Below are 18134 nucleotides of genomic sequence, written 5' to 3'. Positions count from 1 at the left end.
TTTGCATCACGGCGCATCGCCGGTCAGTTCGCGCCGCAGCCATTCGGCCAGCTGGGTGGTGCGCGCATCGGCCTCGTTACGGCGGGCGCAGAGTACCCATCGCGCTGGCGCTTCCACGAAACCCCATGGCGCCGCCAGACGTCCTGACTCGATATCCTCGCTGACCAGTGGTTGCGGCGCGATCGCCACGCCCAGTCCGGCCACCGCCGCTTCCAGCAGGTAGTAAAGGTGTTCGAAACCCGTGCCGAAGCCCAGGCTGTCCGCTTGCAGGCCATTACTTGACGCCCACGCCGGCCACGCCTGCGGTCGCGAGCTGGTATGCAGCAATGCTTCGCCCAGCAATGCCGCAGGCGGCTGATCGCGCAGCGAGTCGAAGCCCGCATAGCGCGGACTCACCACCGGACCAATCCTTTCGGTGGCCAGTTCATGTACCTCCCATCCTTCGGCAAAGGGCGGCTCGGCAAGCAACAACGCAGCATCCAGGCCGCTCAGGCGCGTGTCGAATTCGCCTTCGTGGACGACCAGATGCAGGTTCAGTTCCGGCAGTTCCCGCCCCAGGCGTGGCAGGCGCGGAATAACCCAGCGGGCCAGCACGCTGCCCGGGCAACCCAACACCAGTGCCGAAGGCGCACTGTCGCGACGCAGATCCGACCAGGTTTCCTCCAGTTGCTGGAAGGCCTGGCCGGCCGCGTCGCGCAGGCGCAGGCCGGCAGGGGTCAGGGTCAGGCCGCGGCCCTGGCGCGCGAACAAGGCTTTGCCCAGCTCACCTTCCAGCGCCTTTATCTGACGACTCACCGCGCCATGGGTGACATGCAGCTCGCCCGCCGCGCGGGTCACGCTTTCAAGGCGGGCGGCGGCCTCGAAGGCGTGCAGGGCATTGAGCGAGGGCAGTATTCTGCTCATATAGGTGAGTTTTACTGACGTGTCATTGATATTTTATAGCTTTATGGCGGATTTTGTGTGCGTTAAAGTGCTGGCCCCGATGTGCTCCGTTGATCACGCCATGAACCAAGCCCGCATTTCCGACTACCACGCTTATCCGGACGCCAACGGCCACTTCGGGCGCTACGGCGGTCGATTCGTCGCCGAAACCCTGATCGGTCCGTTGCAGGAACTCGCGGCTGCCTACGACGCGGCGCGCGTGGACCCGGCCTTCATCGCCGAGTTCGAGAAAGACCTGAAGCACTACGTCGGCCGGCCCAGTCCGATCTACGAAGCGGAGCGTCTGTCGAAGGAAGTCGGCGGCGCCCGCATCCTGCTCAAGCGCGAGGACCTGAACCACACCGGCGCGCACAAGATCAACAACACCATCGGCCAGGCCCTGCTGGCCAGCCGCATGGGCAAGACCCGGATCATCGCCGAGACCGGTGCCGGCCAGCACGGCGTGGCCAGCGCCACCGTGGCCGCGCGCCTGGGCCTGGAATGCGTGGTCTATATGGGCGCCACCGATATCGAGCGGCAGAAGATCAACGTCTACCGGATGAAACTGCTGGGTGCGACCGTGGTGCCGGTGACCTCGGGTTCGCAGACCTTGAAGGATGCCTTGAACGAAGCCATGCGCGACTGGGTGACCAACGTGCGCGACACGTTCTACATCATCGGCACGGTCGCCGGCCCGGATCCGTATCCGCGCATGGTCCGCGATTTCAACGCCGTGGTCGGGCGCGAGGCGCGTGCGCAGATGCTGGCCGACTACGGCCGCCTGCCGGATGTCATCACCGCCTGCGTCGGTGGTGGCAGCAACGCCATCGGCTTGTTCCATGCTTTCCTCAATGATGCCGAGGTGAAGATCGTCGGTGCCGAAGCGGCGGGCGACGGCATCGACACCGGTCGCCATGCCGCGTCCATCGCCGCTGGCCGGCCGGGCGTGCTCCATGGCAACCGCACCTACGTGATCTGCGACGATGATGGCCAGATCATCGAGACCCATTCGGTTTCCGCCGGCCTGGATTACCCGGGCGTAGGACCGGAACATTCCTTCCTCAGCGATGCCGGGCGTGCGCAGTACGTCGGCGTCACCGACGACGAAGCGCTTGCGGCGTTCCACACGCTGGCGCGCACCGAAGGCATCCTGGCGGCGCTGGAATCCAGCCACGCCGTGGCCCAGGCGATCAAGCTCGCGCGCGATCTGCCGAAGGACGCACTGGTGCTGTGCAACCTGTCGGGACGTGGCGACAAGGACGTGCATACCATCGCCGCGCGCGAGGGCTTCGAGCTGTGAGCCGGATTGCCCAGCGTTTTTCCCAGCTTGAATCCACCCGCCGCAAGGCCCTGATCCCCTTCATCACTGCCGGCGATCCCTCGCTGGAAGCCACCGTACCGGTGATGCACGCACTGGTCGAAGCCGGCGCTGACGTGATCGAGCTCGGCGTTCCGTTCTCTGATCCCATGGCCGACGGCCCGGTCATCCAGCGCAGTTCCGAACAGGCGCTGCGGCGTGGTGCGGGCCTGCGCTATGTGCTGCAGGTGGTCAGTGAATTCCGCCAGCGCGATGCCGATACCCCGGTGGTGCTGATGGGCTATCTGAACCCGGTCGAGATCCATGGCAACCAGCGTTTTGCCGAGGAAGCCGTGCAGGCCGGCGTGGACGGCATCCTGCTGGTCGACCTGCCGCCCGAGGAAGCCGCGGAGACGCGCGAAACATTCACCCGCCAGGGCCTGGACCTGATCGCACTGGCATCGCCCACCACCACGCCCGAGCGCATGGCCATGCTTTGCGGCTCCGCGCAGGGGTACCTGTACTACGTGAGCTTTGCCGGGGTCACCGGTGCCGGTCATCTGGATACTCAGGCGGCGGGTCTGCGCCTGCACGACCTGCGCGCGCAGTCACGGGTGCCGGTGGTGGCCGGCTTCGGCATCAAGGACGCGGCCAGCGCCGCGGCCATGGCAGTCGAGGCCGATGGCGTGGTGGTCGGCAGTGCGCTGGTAGCTTGCCTGGCGGACGCCGCGACCCCGGAAGAGGCGGCGTCGCGGGCTGCGGCCTTCCTGGTGCCGTTGCGCCAGGCGCTGGATGCCTGAACCCAAAAACGGCGGCTGGGCTAAACTCTCAGGCTGATTCCAGCGCCGAAACTGAACGGGGCATCGCAAACACTATGGCAAACGCATGAGCTGGCTTAGCAAATTGATGCCGTCGGGCATCCGCACCCAGGCGGGGACCAACAAGAACAAGCGCAGCGTGCCGGAAGGCCTGTGGGAGAAATGCGAGCGCTGCGGCTCCGTTCTTTACCGTCCCGAACTGGAAGAGAACCTGGAGGTCTGCCCCAAGTGCAACTTCCACATGGCGATCCGCGCGCGGGCGCGACTGACCGCATTGTTCGATGCCGGCAACCTGCAGGAAGTCGGCGCCGCGCTGGGTCCGGTGGATGCCTTGAAGTTCAAGGACCAGAAGAAATACGCCGATCGGATCAAGGCTTCGCAGAAGTCGACCGGCGAGCGCGATGCCCTGGTCGTGTTGCAGGGGCAATTGAAGGAGCGCCCGCTGGTCGCCGCCGCGTTCGATTTCGCCTTCATGGGCGGGTCGATGGGCTCGGTCGTCGGCGAACGTTTCGCCCTGGGCGCGGAGCGCGCGCTCGAGATCGGCTCCCCGTTCGTATGCTTCTCCGCCAGTGGCGGCGCACGCATGCAGGAAGGCCTGTTCTCGTTGATGCAGATGGCCAAGACTTCGGCGGCGCTCGGCCGCCTGCGTGAAGCCGGCCTGCCTTACATTTCGGTCATGACCCATCCGACCACCGGTGGCGTCTCGGCCTCGTTCGCCATGCTCGGCGACATCAACCTGGCCGAGCCCGAGGCGTTGATCGGCTTCGCCGGCCCGCGCGTGATCGAGCAGACCGTGCGCGAAACCCTGCCGGAAGGCTTCCAGCGTTCCGAGTTCCTGGTCGAGCATGGCGCGATCGACCAGATCTGCGACCGCCGCGAGATGCGCGACCGGCTCGCCGACCTGCTGGCGCTGATGATGAGGCAATCCAAGCCGGGCGACAGCCCGCTGGTGGAGGCCGCATGAGCCGCAAGTATTTCGGCACCGATGGCATCCGCGGACGCGTGGGCGAAGGCCCGGTTTCGGCCGATTTCATGCTGCGCCTGGGCAACGCCTACGGCCACGCGCTGCGCGCTTCGGTGCGCAGTGCGGGCGACTGGCGCAAGCCGCGGGTGATCATCGGCAAGGACACGCGCATTTCCAACTACATGTTCGAGGCCGCACTGGAGGCCGGGCTGGTCGCGGCCGGTGTCGACGTGGAGCTGATGGGGCCGATGCCGACCCCGGCGGTGTCGCACATGACCCACTCGCTGCTTGCCGACGGCGGCATCGTGATCTCCGCTTCGCACAACCCGCACTACGACAACGGCATCAAGTTCTTCTCGGCGCAGGGCGAAAAGCTCGACGACGCCGCCGAGCTCGCCATCGAAGCGGCGCTGGAACAGCCCTTCAGTACCGTGCCTTCGGAACAACTGGGCAAGGCGGTACGCACCCGCGATGCGATCGGCCGCTATGTCGAGGCCTGCAAGAATTCGGTGCCGCGCCTGTTCGATCTTGGCGGCATGCGCATCGTGGTCGATTGCGCCAATGGCGCCACCTACCAGGTCGGCCCGATCGTGCTGCGCGAACTCGGCGCGCGCGTGGAAGCGATGGGCGCCGAACCCAATGGCGTGAACATCAACGATGGCGTCGGTTCCACCCATCCGGAAGCGCTGGCGGCGCGCGTGCGCGAATCGGGCGCGGCCCTCGGCATCGCCTTCGACGGCGATGGCGACCGGGTCCTGTTCGTGGATGGCGATGGCGGCATCGTCGATGGCGACGGCCTGATCTACGTGCTGGCCAACGACTGGAAGCAAAGCGGGCGCCTGCGCGGGCCCGTGGTCGGTACCCTGATGAGCAATTACGGCCTGGAACGCGCCTTCGCCGAGGCCGGCATCGCGTTCCAGCGGGCCAAGGTCGGCGACCGTTACGTCCACCAGGCCCTGGTCGAAGGGCAGGGCATCCTCGGCGGCGAAGCTTCGGGGCACCTGATGTGCCTGGACCGCACCAGCACCGGCGACGGCATCATCAGCGCGCTGCAGGTGCTGGAGGTGCTGAGCCGCACCGGCAGGTCGTTGCGCGAGGCGCTGGCCGGGCTGGTGATGGTGCCGCAGAAAACCATCAACGTGCGACTAGCCAACGGCGCCAAGCCTACCGAAGCCGAAAGCGTGAAAGCCGCACTGGCCGAAGCGCAGGCCGCGGTCGCCGGTCGTGGCCGCGCTTTCCTGCGACCTTCCGGTACCGAGCCGGTGGTGCGGGTTACCGTGGAAGCTGATGACGATGTCTTGATGCAGAACACGTTGGACAAGCTGGCCGATGCGGTGCGTGCGGTTGCATGAAGCTTTCCTTCTCCCGCCGGGAGAAGGTGGCGCGTAGCGCCGGATGAGGGAGGGAGTCATCCGTATCGGCATTGTTCGGCGATCTGAGAGCACATTCCCTCATCCGCCCGTTGGGCACCTTCTCCCGGTGGGAGAAGGGAACAAACAAACCAGAGCCTTCGCATGACAGCAAGAATCCCCACCCTCGACATCACCCGCTTCAGCAATCCGTCGGACAGCCGCGACCGCGAGGCCTTCGTGGCCGAACTCGGCGCCGCTTATCGCGAGTGGGGTTTCGCCGGCATCCGCAACCACGGCATCCCGCAACCGGCGATCGATGCCGCCTACGAGGTGTTCAGGAATTTCTTCGCCCTGCCTGATGAAACCAAGCTCAAGTACCACGTGCCCGGCAGCGGCGGCGCGCGCGGCTACACCCCGTTCGGGGTGGAAACGGCGAAGGATTCCAAGCACTTCGACCTGAAGGAGTTCTGGCATATCGGCCGCGAGATTCCGCGCGATTCGAAGTACGCCGGGGTGATGCCGCCCAACCTGTGGCCGGACGAGGTGCCGGGTTTCCGCGAGCATGGCTATGGCCTGTACGAAGCGCTCGACCAGCTCGGTTCGCGCGTGCTGTCGGCGCTGGCCCTCCATCTGCAATTGCCGGAGAACTATTTCGCCGACAAGACCGATTCCGGCAATTCCATCCTGCGCCCGATCCATTATCCGCCGATCACCGCCGACGATATCCCCAACGTGCGCGCCGGTGCGCACGAGGACATCAACCTGATCACCCTGCTGGTCGGCGCCAGCGCGGCGGGCCTGGAAGTGAAGTCCAAGCAGGGCGAGTGGGTGCCGTTCACTTCCGATGCCGACACCATCGTGGTCAACATCGGCGACATGCTGCAGCGCCTGACCAATCACGTGTATCCGTCCACCACCCATCGGGTCACCAACCCGCCGGGCGAACAGGCGCGCAAGCCGCGCTATTCGGTGCCGTTCTTCCTGCACCCGAACCCGGATTTCCTGATCGACGTGCTGCCTTCCACGATCAGCGCGGAAAACCCCAAGCGTTATCCCGAGCCGATCACCGCGCAGGGCTATCTGGAAGAACGCCTGCGCGAGATCAAGCTCAAGTAACCTCGTGGCCGGGCCCGTCCGGATTCGATCCGAAGAAAGTGGCCAACGGAGGCGCCGGAAACCAGGAAGCTATCTGTCGGCTGGGGTCGGGGAGGGGTATCGGCTATCCTTTGCGGCCTCCGAGGCAGGCCCGACAGGAAAAAAACGATGCGCCGCAAGATCGTAGCCGGAAACTGGAAGCTGCACGGCAGCCGCGATTTCGCCACCCGGCTGGTGGCGGAGCTGGTGGCCGGCCTACCCCTTGAAGGGGTCGAGATGGTCGTGTTGCCGCCGTTGCCCTACCTGGGCGACCTGATCGAGGACTTCGAGCGCCACGCTATCTCCTTCGGCGCGCAGGATGTCAGCAGCAACGAAAAGGGCGCCTACACCGGCGAGGTTTCCGCGGCCATGCTGGTGGACGTGGGTGCGCGCTATGGCCTGGTCGGCCATTCCGAACGCCGCCAGTACCATGCCGAAAGCAGCGAACTGGTGGCCGCGAAGTTCCGGGCGGCGAAGAATGCCGGGCTCGTTCCCATCCTTTGCGTTGGCGAAACCCTGGAGCAGCGCGAGGCCGGACAGACCGAGGCCGTGATCTCGGCCCAGCTGGAGCCGGTACTGGATCTGGTCGGGGTGGAGGCCTTCGCCGGGGCGGTGGTGGCCTATGAACCGGTCTGGGCCATCGGCACCGGCCGCACCGCCAGTCCGGAGCAGGCGCAGGCGGTGCATGCCTTCATCCGTGGCGTGGTCAAGGGCCGCGATGCTAGAATCGCCGACTCGCTGCCGCTGCTGTATGGCGGAAGCGTCAAGCCCGACAACGCCGCGGAACTGTTCGCGCAAGCCGATGTCGATGGTGGGCTGGTCGGCGGCGCCTCCCTGGTCGCTGGCGACTTCCTGGCCATCGCCCGGGCAGCGGCGGGCTGACCACGACACTGCTTGTCAGAGCGCCACTTGCAAGTCCGGTGCGGTTCGCCGGACTTCTCCAATTTCGATCGAGATCCATGAAATGTTGATGTTGACCTTGAATGTAATCTACGTGCTGATCGCCATCGCGATCATCGCCCTGGTGCTGATGCAGCGCGGTAGCGGCGCGGCCGCCGGCTCGGGCTTCGGCGCGGGCGCTTCGGGCACGGTATTCGGCGCGCGCGGCGCGTCCAACTTCCTGTCCAAGAGCACCAAGTGGCTGGCAATCACCTTCTTCGCCATCAGCTTGTTCATGGCCTGGAACGCAGCGCACAGGGCGCGTCCCGTGGTGGAGCAGAATCTCGGCGTGATGGCTGAACAACCCGTGCCTGCGGCGGCGGGCGAATTGCCCAAGCAAGCGCAGCCGTCCACGGTACCCAGCGCTCCGGCCGGCATTCCCTCCGCCAGCCCGACAGTGCCGACGGCGCCCGCCGCGACCACGCCCGCGCAAGCGACTCCGGCGGAAGTGGAAAATACCGAAGTGGAAAGCACGCCCGCCAAGCCCGCGCCGCAACCCGCCGCACCCGCGCAAGGCGGCTGAAGCCGGTTACAATAGTCAGCGCGTCGGGGCATGCCCCGACGCATATGTTTGCCCAGGTGGCGGAATTGGTAGACGCACTACCTTGAGGTGGTAGCGGCGAAAGTCGTAGGGGTTCGAGTCCCCTCTTGGGCACCAAGATGCGAATCCTTATGAAAGCCCGCGCTCGCAAGGCGCGGACTTTACAATTGGGAGACGCGAGAAGCCTGCGGAACACGCGCCTGACCGGCGCGTTTCCTGCGGGGAAACCAACCGAGGACCACGCGTGCTGGCCGAATACCTGCCGACCCTGTTATTCCTGATCGTCGCTACCGGCATCGGCATCTCGCTGATGGTGATAGGACGGTTGATCGGTCCCCGTCGTCCCGATGCGCAGAAGCTCTCGCCTTACGAGTGCGGTTTCGAGGCCTTCGAGGACGCGCGCATGAAGTTCGACGTGCGCTATTACCTGATCGCCATCCAGTTCATCGTCTTCGACCTGGAAATCATCTTCATCATGCCGTGGACCCTGGTGTTCCAGGAGCTGGGCGCGCGCGCGCTGGTCACCATGGGCCTGTTCGTGGGCATGCTGTTCCTCGGATTCATCTACGTCTGGAAGAAGGGAGCCCTGGAATGGGAGTGATCCTGTGAGTGTGATCGGGACCATCGATCGGCTGATGACCAGCCCGATCCCGCAAGGGCGGGTCGACGACATCCTGCGTCCGGACGGCGAGAATCCGCTGCTGGAAAAAGGCTACGTCACCACCAGCGTCGACGCGCTGATGAACTGGGCGCGGACCGGCTCGATGTGGCCGATGACCTTCGGCCTGGCCTGCTGCGCGGTCGAGATGATGCATGCGGGCGCCTCGCGCCTGGATCTGGACCGCTATGGCGTGGTGTTCCGCCCGTCGCCGCGCCAGTCCGACGTGATGATCGTGGCCGGCACCCTGGTCAACAAGATGGCCCCGGCGCTACGCAAGGTCTACGACCAGATGCCCGAGCCGAAGTGGGTCATCTCGATGGGCAGCTGCGCCAACGGCGGCGGTTACTACCATTACTCGTATTCGGTGGTGCGCGGCTGCGATCGCATCGTGCCGGTCGATGTCTACGTACCGGGCTGCCCGCCAACGGCCGAGGCGCTCGTCTACGGCATCCTGCAGTTGCAGAAGAAGATCTGGCGCACCCAGACCATCGCCCGCTGATCCGGCTTCGAGACAAGACAAGCTTCAAACGATCCAGTTTCAAGACGATTCCACCCACTTAACTACCGAGCACGCCACGCCCCCATGGCCGAGCAAGCTGCAACCTACATCGAACAACTGCAGGCGCGTTTTCCCGACGCGATCCTCGGCATCGCCGAAGCCCGTGGCGAAGTGACGCTGGAAGTGCCGTCCGCGACCTGGCATGCCGCCTGCCTTTCGCTGCGCGACGACTTCGGTTTCGAGCAACTGGTCGATCTGTGCGGCGTCGATTATCTCGGCCATGGCAGCGACGAGTGGGAAACGGCCAACGTTTCCTCCGAAGGTTTCAGCCGTGGCGTGGAACTGGGCTTCGGTCCGGGGCGCTTCACCTGGGAAAACCGCCCGCGCGGCGAAGGCCCGGTGCATCGTTTCGCCACCGTGGTCCACCTGCGTTCCTACCAGCACAACCGCCTGCTGCGCGTGCGCTGCTATGCGCCGAACGACGAATTGCCGATGATCGCTTCGGTCACCGGTATCTGGCCCGGCGCCAACTGGTTCGAACGCGAAGCTTTCGATCTGTTCGGCATCCTCTACGAAGGCCACCCGGACCTGCGCCGGATCCTCACCGACTACGGTTTCGTCGGCCATCCGTTCCGCAAGGATTTTCCGCTGATCGGCAACGTGGAAGTGCGCTACGACGAAGAGAAGAAGCGCGTGATCTACGAACCGGTGACCTCGGTCGAGCCCCGCGTCGGCGTGCCGCGCGTGATCCGCGACGATGCGCGTTATGCGACGGCGGCCGGCGAGGCCGCACAAAGGGAGCCCGCCAAGTGAGCGTCCAGCAATCCGGTGTCGCCTTCGCCAGCAATGCTGCCGAAAGCCGCCAGGAAATCCGCAACTACACCCTGAACTTCGGCCCGCAGCACCCGGCCGCGCACGGCGTGCTGCGCCTGATCCTGGAAATGGACGGCGAAACCGTGGTCCGCGCGGATCCGCACATCGGCCTGTTGCACCGTGGCACCGAAAAGCTGGCCGAGAGCAAGCCGTTCAACCAGTCGATCGGCTACATGGATCGCCTGGATTACGTGTCGATGATGTGCAACGAGCACGCCTACGTGCTTGCGATCGAGCGGCTGATGGGCATCCAGGCGCCGGAGCGCGCGCAGTACATCCGCACCATGTTCGACGAGATCACCCGCATCCTGAACCACTTGATGTGGATCGGCTCCAACGGCCTCGACCTGGGCGCGATGGCGGTGATGCTGTACGCCTTCCGCGAGCGCGAGGAATTGATGGACTGCTACGAGGCGGTCAGCGGCGCGCGCATGCACGCCACTTATTACCGTCCGGGCGGCGTCTATCGCGACCTGCCGGACCACATGCCCAAGTACAAGGAATCGCCCTGGCGCAAGGGCAAGGCGCTGAAGCGGTTCAATGCCGCGCGCGAAGGCTCGTTGCTGGATTTCCTCGAGGATTTCACCAACGAATTCCCCAAGCGCGTCGACGAGTACGAAACCCTGCTCACCGAAAACCGCATCTGGAAGCAACGCACCGTCGGCATCGGCGTGATCTCGCCGGAAGAGGCGCGCGCCTGGGGCATGACCGGCGCGATGCTGCGCGGTTCCGGCATCGCCTGGGACCTGCGCAAGAAGCAGCCCTATGCCAAATACGACACCGTCGATTTCGAGGTCCCGGTCGGCACCAATGGCGATTGCTACGACCGTTACCTGGTGCGAGTGGCGGAGATGCGCCAGTCCAACCTGATCATCAAGCAATGCGTGAAGTGGCTGAAAGCCAATCCGGGCCCGGTGATGGTGCAGAACTTCAAGGTCGCGCCGCCGTCCCGCGAGGAGATGAAGGACGACATGGAAGCGCTGATCCACCACTTCAAGCTGTTCAGCGAAGGCTATTGCGTGCCCGCCGGCGAAACCTACGCCGCGGTCGAGGCGCCCAAGGGCGAGTTCGGCTGCTACCTGGTTTCCGATGGCGCCAACAAGCCGTTCCGCGTGCACCTGCGCGCGCCCGGCTTCGCCCATCTTTCGTCGATGGACCACGTCGTCAGCGGGCACATGCTGCCGGACGTCGTGGCCATGATCGGCACCTACGATCTCGTTTTTGGTGAGGTGGACCGATGAGGGCCACGGGTAATTTCGAAGCGGCACGCAATGTCGATCCGCTGGTCGCGTTGAACGACAAGACGCGCGCGCATATCGACCATTGGCTGACCAAGTTCCCGCCGGACCGCAAGCGTTCGGCCGTATTGCAGGGCCTGCATGCGGCGCAGGAGCAGAACGATGGCTGGCTCAGCGACGAGCTGATCGCGGCGGTCGCCAAGTACCTCGATCTGCCGCCGGTATGGGCCTACGAGGTCGCCAGCTTCTATTCGATGTTCGAGACCAAGCAGGTCGGCCGCAACAACGTCGCCTTCTGCACCAACATCAGCTGCTGGCTCAACGGCGCCGAGGACCTGGTCGCGCATGCGGAGAAGAAGCTCGGCTGCAAGCTCGGCGAATCCACCGCCGACGGTCGCGTCTACCTGAAGCGCGAAGAAGAGTGCGTCGCCGCTTGCTGCGGCGCGCCGGTGGTCGTCATCAACGGCCATTACCACGAGAAGCTCACGCCCGCGAAGGTGGACGAACTGCTGGACGGGTTGGAATAAACGATGGCACACCACGAAACGATGGGCCCCGTGGGCCCGGCCCCGAAAGAGCACCAGGTGGTCTACACCACGCTGCACTTCGACAAGCCGTGGTCGTACGAAAACTACCTGAAGACCGGCGGTTACAGCGCGCTGCGCAAGATCATCGAAGAGAAGATCGCGCCGGCCGACGTGGTCGAGATGGTCAAGCAGTCCGGTTTGCGCGGCCGCGGCGGCGCAGGCTTCCCCACCGGCCTGAAGTGGAGCTTCATGCCCAAGGGCGACATGCAGAAGTACATCCTCTGCAACTCGGACGAATCCGAGCCCGGCACCGCCAAGGATCGCGACATCCTGCGCTACAACCCGCATTCGGTGATCGAGGGCATGGCCATCGCCTGCTATGCCACCGGTTCCAGCACCGCCTACAACTATCTGCGCGGCGAATTCCACCACGAGCCGTTCGAGCACCTGGAAGAAGCCACCGCCGAGGCCTACAAGCACGGCTGGCTGGGCAAGAACGTGCTTGGTTCGGGCATCGACATCGACATCTTCAACGCGCTCGGCGCAGGCGCCTACATCTGCGGCGAAGAGACCGCGTTGATGGAATCGCTGGAAGGCAAGAAGGGCCAGCCGCGGTTCAAGCCGCCGTTCCCGGCCAACTTCGGCCTGTACGGCAAGCCGACCACGATCAACAACACCGAGACCTATGCCTCGGTGCCGGCGATCATCCGCAATGGCGCCGAATGGTTCCTCAACCTCGGCAAGCCGAACAACGGCGGTCCGAAGATCTTCTCGGTGTCCGGCCATGTCGCGCGCCCGGGCAATTACGAAATCCGCCTCGGCACGCCTTTCTCCGAGCTCCTTGAAATGGCCGGCGGCATCCGCAACGGCCACAAGCTGAAGGCGGTGATCCCCGGTGGTTCCTCGATGCCGGTGTTGCCGGGCGAAACCATGATGGGCCTGACCATGGACTACGACAGCATCCAGAAGGCGGGCTCCGGCCTGGGTTCGGGCGCGGTCATCGTCATGGACGAAACCACCTGCATGGTCCGCGCCTGCCAGCGCATCGCGCGTTTCTATTACGCCGAATCCTGCGGCCAGTGCACGCCGTGCCGCGAAGGCACCGGTTGGATGTACCGCATGATCACCCGCGTGGTCGAAGGCAAGGCCACGCTGGAAGACCTCAATACGTTGAAGGCCTCCGCGGGCCAGATCGAAGGCCACACCATTTGCGCCTTCGGCGAAGCCGCGGCGTGGCCGGTGCAAGGCATGCTGCGCCACTACTGGAACGAATTCGAATACTTCATCCTCAACGGCCGTTCCATTGTCGATGCGAAGCTGGAGGTAGCGGCATGAATGCGGCCGTGAGAATCGAGAGAGGGTTTTTGGATTCTCTCCTCTCCCCTTGTGGGAGAGGATGCCCGCAGGGCAGGAGAGGGGGCGCGAGCGTAGCGAAGCGTGCTTTTGCTCTCGCCGCTATGATTGGACTTGCGCGAAAAGCCGAACCCTCTCCCGGCCTTCGGCCACCCTCTCCCACAAGGGGAGAGGGGAAAATCGTCGCATTGCTGGTTCCCATGGGAGCCAAAGCATGAGCGCGCAGCCCGTCAACCCGAACCTGGCGCCCGACCATGTCACCGTCTTCATCGACGGCGTGGAATTGGCCGCACCCAAGGGCTCGATGATCATCCAGGCCGCCGACAAGGCCGGCATCCCGATCCCGCGCTTCTGCTACCACGACAAGCTGGCCATCGCCGCCAACTGCCGCATGTGCCTGGTGGAAGTTGAGAAGATGCCCAAGCCCGCGCCGGCCTGCGCCACGCCGGTGATGGACGGCATGAAGATCGCCACACGCAGCGACAAGGCCTTGAAGTCGCAGCGCAACGTGATGGAGTTCCTGCTGATCAACCATCCGCTGGACTGCCCGATCTGCGACCAGGGCGGCGAATGCGAGCTGCAGGACCTGTCGCTGGGTTACGGCCGTTCGGTCAGCCGCTTCCAGGAACGCAAGCGCGTGGTCCCGGACGAGGACATCGGCCCGCTGGTCGCCACCGAGATGACCCGCTGCATCCAGTGCACGCGCTGCGTGCGCTTCACCGCGGACATCGCCGGTACCTACGAACTGGGCGGCATGTATCGCGGCGAGAACCTGCAGATCGGCACCTACGACGGCAAGCCGCTGACCACCGAACTGTCCGGCAACGTCGTCGACGTATGCCCGGTCGGCGCGCTGACCAACAAGGTGTTCCAGTTCCGCGCGCGTCCGTGGGAACTGGTCGCGCGCGAATCGATCGGCTATCACGATGCGATGGGTTCCAACCTGTTCACCCACGTGCGTCGTGGCGAGATCCTGCGCACGGTCCCGCGCGACAACGAAGCGGTCAACGAATGCTGGTTGTCGGATCGCGACCGCTATTCGCACCAGGGCCTGTACGCCGAGGACCGCGCGGTCAAGCCGCTGCTGAAAGTGGGCGACAGCGGTACCGATAACGACTGGAAGGAGGTGTCCTGGGCCGAAGGCCTGGCCGCCGCCGCGGAAATCCTGCGCGCCAACAAGGGCGACGATCTCGGCGTGCTCGCGCATCCGGCCACGCCCAACGACGAGGGCAGCCTGCTCGCGCGCCTGGCCGAGGGGCTGGGCAGCGGCAACCTGGACCACCGTATCTTCAATCGCGATTTTTCCGATGGCGCCGTGGCCGAGCCGTTCGCCATGCCGCTGGCCGAGATCGAACAGGCCGACGTCATCGTCCTGTTCGGCAGCAATATCCGCCATGAGCTGCCGTTGCTGCACCAGCGCATCCGCAAGGCCAATACGCAGCGCAATGCCAAGGTCTATGCGGTCAACCCCGTCGACTTCGATTTTGCGTTCTCGTTGGCCGGCAAGCAGATCGTCGCGCCGTCGCAATTGGCCAACGCCTTGAACGATGCCGCACTGATCGAAGCAGTGAAGGGCGCCAGCCGCCCCGTACTGATCGTCGGCGCGCTCGCCGAGAACCACCCGCAAGCCGCTTCCCTCCGCGCCGCCGCGAAAGCCTTCGCTGCCGCCACGGGTGCCGCGCTATGCCGCATCCCGCAGGGCGCCAATGCGCTCGGTCTTACGCGCAATGGCGTACTGCCAGCCAAGCGCGATGTCGCGGGCATGTTTGCGGAACCGCGTTCCGCCTACGTCATCTACGGCATCGAACCGGGCCTGGATTTCGCCGATGGCGCCGCCGCGCAGAAGGCATTGAAGGCCGCCAAGGTCGTAGCCTTCAGCCACTTCGCCTGCAAGTCCACGCGCAACGTGGCCGACGTGATCCTGCCGATCGGCGCGTTGCCGGAAATCGAGGCGACCCTGACCAACCTGGACGGCAGCGACCAGCGCACCCAGGCCGGCGGCAAGTTGCCGGGCGAGGCGCGAGAGGGCTGGACGGTACTGCGGGCGCTTGGCGGCGAGCTGCAATTGCCGGCTTTCGAATTCATCGACCTGGCCGGTGCCCGTGCCTCGGGTGCGGCGTTGCCGCCGTCTTCGATCGCGAAGTCGGCTGCGCCTGCGCCCGCCACGGGCGGGCTGGAACTCGCCGCGACCGCCGCGATCTATCGTACCGACGGCGTCGTCCGCCGTGCCCGGGCACTGCAGGAACATCCCCTCAACCTGTCGCCGCGCATCACCCTCAATCCGGTCGATGCCCAGGCGGCGGGCCTGGCCGAAGGCGCGGTCGCGAAAGTGGGCGCTCCCGACGGTACGGCCACCTTGCCGGTCTTCATCGATGCGCGCGTCGCGCGCGGTGCGGCCTGGATCGAAAGCGGCCATGGCGCCACCGCGCCGCTGGGCGCCGGCAACGTGACGGTGGTGGGCGCATGAACGAGCTGCTGTTGAACGCCATCGACCCGTTGCGCGAATGGTTCCTCGGGCTGGGCAATATCGGCGTGGTGTTGTGGATCGTGCTGAAGATCCTGGCCATCGCGGTGCCGGTGATCGTCGCCGTCGCCTTCTATGTGGTCTGGGAACGCAAGCTGATCGGCTGGATGCATGTCCGCCATGGGCCGATGTACGTGGGCATGGGCGTCTTCCAGGCCTTCGCCGACGTATTCAAACTGCTGTTCAAGGAAGTCCTGATGCCTGCCAAGGCACAGAAGACCATGTACCTCCTTGGACCGTTGATCGCGCTCGCGCCCGCATTCGCGGCGTGGGCGGTGGTGCCGTTCGATGCGAAGATCGTGTTGTCGAACGCCAATGCCGGCCTGCTGTACCTGCTGGCGATGACCTCGCTGGGCGTGTACGGCATCATCATCGCCGGCTGGGCGTCGAACTCGAAATACGCCTTCCTCGGCGCGATGCGCGCGGCCGCGCAGGTGGTCAGTTACGAGATCGCGATGGGTTTCGCCCTGGTCGGCGTGCTGATCGCCTCGGGTAGCCTCAACCTCACCGACATCGTCATGGCCCAGGCCGGCAACGCCGGGCCGTTCGAGTGGTTCTGGCTGCCGCTGTTCCCGTTGTTCATCGTGTACTGGGTGTCCGGCGTGGCCGAGACCAACCGCGCGCCGTTCGACGTGACCGAGGGCGAATCGGAAATCGTCGCCGGGCACATGGTGGAATATTCGGGCGCGGCTTTCTCGCTGTTCTTCCTGGCCGAATACGCCAACATGATCCTGGTCAGCTTCCTGGTGTCGCTGTTCTTCATGGGCGGCTGGCTCAGCCCGCTGCAGGGCTTGATCGTCGCCGACGTGTCGCCGTGGGTGGACTGGATCTGGCAGGGCGGCTGGCCGTGGTTGCTGTTGAAGGTGGGTTTCTTCGCCAGCGCCTTCATCTGGTTCCGCGCCACCTTCCCGCGCTACCGCTACGACCAGATCATGCGCCTGGGCTGGAAGGTATTCATCCCGCTGACCATCGCCTGGATCGCGGTCACCGCGTTGATGGTGTTCTTTGGCGTGTTCGAGAAGGGCGTCTGAGCGATGAACAAGGTTTTCCATTACTTCAAGAGCCTGCTGCTGGTCGAGCTGGTCCAGGGCATGTGGCTGACGCTCAAGTACGCGTTCAAGCCGAAGTACACGGTGATGTACCCGATGGAGAAGTTCCCGCAGTCGCCGCGTTTCCGCGGCCTGCACGCGCTGCGCCGCTACCCGAACGGCGAGGAACGCTGCATCGCCTGCAAGCTGTGCGAGGCGGTGTGCCCGGCGCTGGCGATCACCATCGATTCGGAGAAGCGCGAGGACGGCACCCGCCGCACCACGCGCTACGACATCGACCTGTTCAAGTGCATCTATTGCGGCTTCTGCGAGGAAAGCTGCCCGGTGGATTCCATCGTCGAGACCCACATCCTGGAATACCACTTCGAGAACCGTGGCGAGAACATCGTCACCAAGCCGCAGCTGCTGGCGATCGGGGACCGGCTGGAAGCCGAGATCGCCGAGCGCCGCGCTGCCGACGCCGCCTTCCGCTGAGGTCATGATGGATCTGCTGCTCCTCTCTTTCTACGCATTCGCCACCATCGCGGTCGTCGCCGCCGGCGGGGTGATCAGCGTGCGCAATCCGGTGCATGCGGTGCTGTGCCTGATCCTTACCTTCTTCTCCATCGCCTGCGTCTGGCTGCTGGTCGGCGCCGAATTCCTCGGCGTGGCCCTGATCCTGGTGTACGTGGGCGCGGTGATGGTGCTGTTCCTGTTCGTGGTGATGATGCTGGACATCGACATCGTCAAGATCCGCGAAGGCTGGGTCCGCTACCTGCCGGTCGGCCTGCTGGTGGCGGTGGTGATGCTGGTGGAAATCCTCGCCTTGATCGGCTTCAAGGCCAAGCTGGCCGCGCCGTATGCGGCCAATGCCGCGTCGGCGGCGGCCGATGTCTCCAACACCAGGTGGTTGGCGCACACGCTGTTCACCAAGTTCCTGCTGCCGTTCGAGTTCGCCGCGGTGATCCTGACCGTGGCGGTGATCGCCGCGGTCATGCTGACCCTGCGCAAGCGCCCGGGCACCAAGACCCAGAAGCCGGCCGAGCAGGCGCGGGTCAAGGCATCGGACCGCCTGCGCATGGTCGACGTGGCGGTTGAAAACCCGGTCCGCGAGACCCTGATCGTGCCGGCCGCGGCCGACCCGGAGGCCAAGCCATGATCGCCCTGGGCCACCTGCTCGCGCTGGGCGCGGCGCTGTTCTGCATCAGCGTCGCCGGCATCTTCCTCAACCGCAAGAACGTCATCGTGCTGCTGATGTCGATCGAGCTGATGCTGCTGGCGGTGAACGTCAACTTCGTCGCGTTCTCGCGCCAGTTCGGCGATCCGGACGGGCAGATCTTCGTGTTCTTCATCCTGACCGTGGCTGCCGCGGAAGCCGCCATCGGCCTGGCCATCCTGGTCGCCCTGTTCCGCGCCCGGCACACGATCAACGTGGCCGAAGTCGATAGTTTGAAAGGCTGATGCA

General features: G+C 65.1%; 19 protein-coding genes and 1 tRNA gene. 19 read left to right on the top strand and 1 reads right to left on the bottom strand.

Annotation, left to right across the window (positions count from 1 at the left end):
• Nucleotides 1–6: 6 nt before the first annotated feature.
• On the bottom strand, nucleotides 7–903 hold the full coding sequence (locus tag CSC74_RS04345) for a LysR family transcriptional regulator (protein WP_162313163.1): 897 nt from the start codon (nucleotides 901–903) through the stop codon (nucleotides 7–9).
• A 100-nt stretch (nucleotides 904–1003) separates the two neighbouring features.
• Here CSC74_RS04345 and trpB point away from each other — a divergent pair, with 100 nt between their 5' ends.
• From trpB to nuoK, 19 genes are all read left to right on the top strand, one after another.
• On the top strand, nucleotides 1004–2221 hold the full coding sequence (gene trpB, locus CSC74_RS04340; RefSeq protein ID WP_162313162.1) for a tryptophan synthase subunit beta: 1218 nt from the start codon (nucleotides 1004–1006) through the stop codon (nucleotides 2219–2221).
• Complete coding sequence (trpA, locus tag CSC74_RS04335; RefSeq protein WP_162313161.1) at nucleotides 2218–3018, top strand: tryptophan synthase subunit alpha; 801 nt, start codon at nucleotides 2218–2220, stop codon at nucleotides 3016–3018. Before trpB ends, trpA begins: the two co-directional genes overlap by 4 nt.
• An 85-nt stretch (nucleotides 3019–3103) precedes the next feature.
• Complete coding sequence (gene accD, locus CSC74_RS04330; protein WP_162313160.1) at nucleotides 3104–4000, top strand: acetyl-CoA carboxylase, carboxyltransferase subunit beta; 897 nt, start codon at nucleotides 3104–3106, stop codon at nucleotides 3998–4000.
• Nucleotides 3997–5352 carry a phosphoglucosamine mutase gene (glmM, locus tag CSC74_RS04325; protein WP_162313159.1) on the top strand — a complete coding sequence of 452 codons (1356 nt, stop codon included), beginning with the start codon at nucleotides 3997–3999 and terminating at the stop codon, nucleotides 5350–5352. Before accD ends, glmM begins: the two co-directional genes overlap by 4 nt.
• Nucleotides 5353–5514: 162 nt before the next feature.
• Nucleotides 5515–6468, top strand: coding sequence for an isopenicillin N synthase family dioxygenase (locus CSC74_RS04320; RefSeq protein WP_162313158.1), 954 nt, complete (start codon nucleotides 5515–5517; stop codon nucleotides 6466–6468).
• Between the two features lie 147 nt (nucleotides 6469–6615).
• On the top strand, nucleotides 6616–7368 hold the full coding sequence (tpiA, locus tag CSC74_RS04315; RefSeq protein WP_162313157.1) for a triose-phosphate isomerase: 753 nt from the start codon (nucleotides 6616–6618) through the stop codon (nucleotides 7366–7368).
• A gap of 82 nt (nucleotides 7369–7450) precedes the next feature.
• The gene (gene secG / locus CSC74_RS04310; RefSeq protein ID WP_162313156.1) at nucleotides 7451–7948 is read left to right on the top strand and encodes a preprotein translocase subunit SecG; all 498 of its coding nucleotides are present in this window, start codon (nucleotides 7451–7453) and stop codon (nucleotides 7946–7948) included.
• Between the two features lie 50 nt (nucleotides 7949–7998).
• Nucleotides 7999–8083, top strand: a tRNA-Leu gene (locus CSC74_RS04305).
• A gap of 127 nt (nucleotides 8084–8210) precedes the next feature.
• On the top strand, nucleotides 8211–8567 hold the full coding sequence (locus tag CSC74_RS04300; RefSeq protein WP_162313155.1) for an NADH-quinone oxidoreductase subunit A: 357 nt from the start codon (nucleotides 8211–8213) through the stop codon (nucleotides 8565–8567).
• Between the two features lie 4 nt (nucleotides 8568–8571).
• Nucleotides 8572–9126, top strand: coding sequence for a NuoB/complex I 20 kDa subunit family protein (locus CSC74_RS04295; RefSeq protein WP_162313154.1), 555 nt, complete (start codon nucleotides 8572–8574; stop codon nucleotides 9124–9126).
• Nucleotides 9127–9210: 84 nt separating this feature from the next.
• Nucleotides 9211–9939, top strand: coding sequence for an NADH-quinone oxidoreductase subunit C (locus CSC74_RS04290; RefSeq protein ID WP_162313153.1), 729 nt, complete (start codon nucleotides 9211–9213; stop codon nucleotides 9937–9939).
• Complete coding sequence (locus tag CSC74_RS04285) at nucleotides 9936–11240, top strand: NADH-quinone oxidoreductase subunit D (protein WP_162313152.1); 1305 nt, start codon at nucleotides 9936–9938, stop codon at nucleotides 11238–11240. Before CSC74_RS04290 ends, CSC74_RS04285 begins: the two co-directional genes overlap by 4 nt.
• A complete protein-coding gene (gene nuoE / locus CSC74_RS04280) occupies nucleotides 11237–11764 on the top strand; it encodes an NADH-quinone oxidoreductase subunit NuoE (protein ID WP_162313151.1) in 528 nt (175 codons plus the stop codon). The genes CSC74_RS04285 and nuoE overlap by 4 nt, the downstream gene beginning before the upstream one ends.
• Before the next feature lie 3 nt (nucleotides 11765–11767).
• Nucleotides 11768–13099, top strand: a complete 1332-nt coding sequence (nuoF, locus tag CSC74_RS04275) for an NADH-quinone oxidoreductase subunit NuoF (protein ID WP_162313150.1) — start codon at nucleotides 11768–11770, stop codon at nucleotides 13097–13099.
• 232 nt (nucleotides 13100–13331) lie between these two features.
• Nucleotides 13332–15584 (top strand): NADH-quinone oxidoreductase subunit NuoG, encoded by a 2253-nt coding sequence (nuoG, locus tag CSC74_RS04270; protein WP_162313149.1) that lies wholly within the window; start codon nucleotides 13332–13334, stop codon nucleotides 15582–15584.
• Complete coding sequence (gene nuoH, locus CSC74_RS04265; protein WP_162313148.1) at nucleotides 15581–16672, top strand: NADH-quinone oxidoreductase subunit NuoH; 1092 nt, start codon at nucleotides 15581–15583, stop codon at nucleotides 16670–16672. Before nuoG ends, nuoH begins: the two co-directional genes overlap by 4 nt.
• A 3-nt stretch (nucleotides 16673–16675) precedes the next feature.
• On the top strand, nucleotides 16676–17164 hold the full coding sequence (nuoI, locus tag CSC74_RS04260) for an NADH-quinone oxidoreductase subunit NuoI (RefSeq protein WP_162313147.1): 489 nt from the start codon (nucleotides 16676–16678) through the stop codon (nucleotides 17162–17164).
• Between the two features lie 4 nt (nucleotides 17165–17168).
• On the top strand, nucleotides 17169–17828 hold the full coding sequence (locus CSC74_RS04255) for an NADH-quinone oxidoreductase subunit J (RefSeq protein ID WP_211369546.1): 660 nt from the start codon (nucleotides 17169–17171) through the stop codon (nucleotides 17826–17828).
• Complete coding sequence (nuoK, locus tag CSC74_RS04250; RefSeq protein ID WP_162313145.1) at nucleotides 17825–18130, top strand: NADH-quinone oxidoreductase subunit NuoK; 306 nt, start codon at nucleotides 17825–17827, stop codon at nucleotides 18128–18130. Before CSC74_RS04255 ends, nuoK begins: the two co-directional genes overlap by 4 nt.
• The last annotated feature ends 4 nt before the right edge of the window (nucleotides 18131–18134 follow it).

The sequence above is a fragment of the Pseudoxanthomonas yeongjuensis genome (genome assembly GCF_010093345.1).
Classification (GTDB): Bacteria; Pseudomonadota; Gammaproteobacteria; order Xanthomonadales; family Xanthomonadaceae; genus Pseudoxanthomonas_A; species Pseudoxanthomonas_A yeongjuensis.
This window is presented reverse-complemented; position numbering and strand designations above follow the sequence as displayed.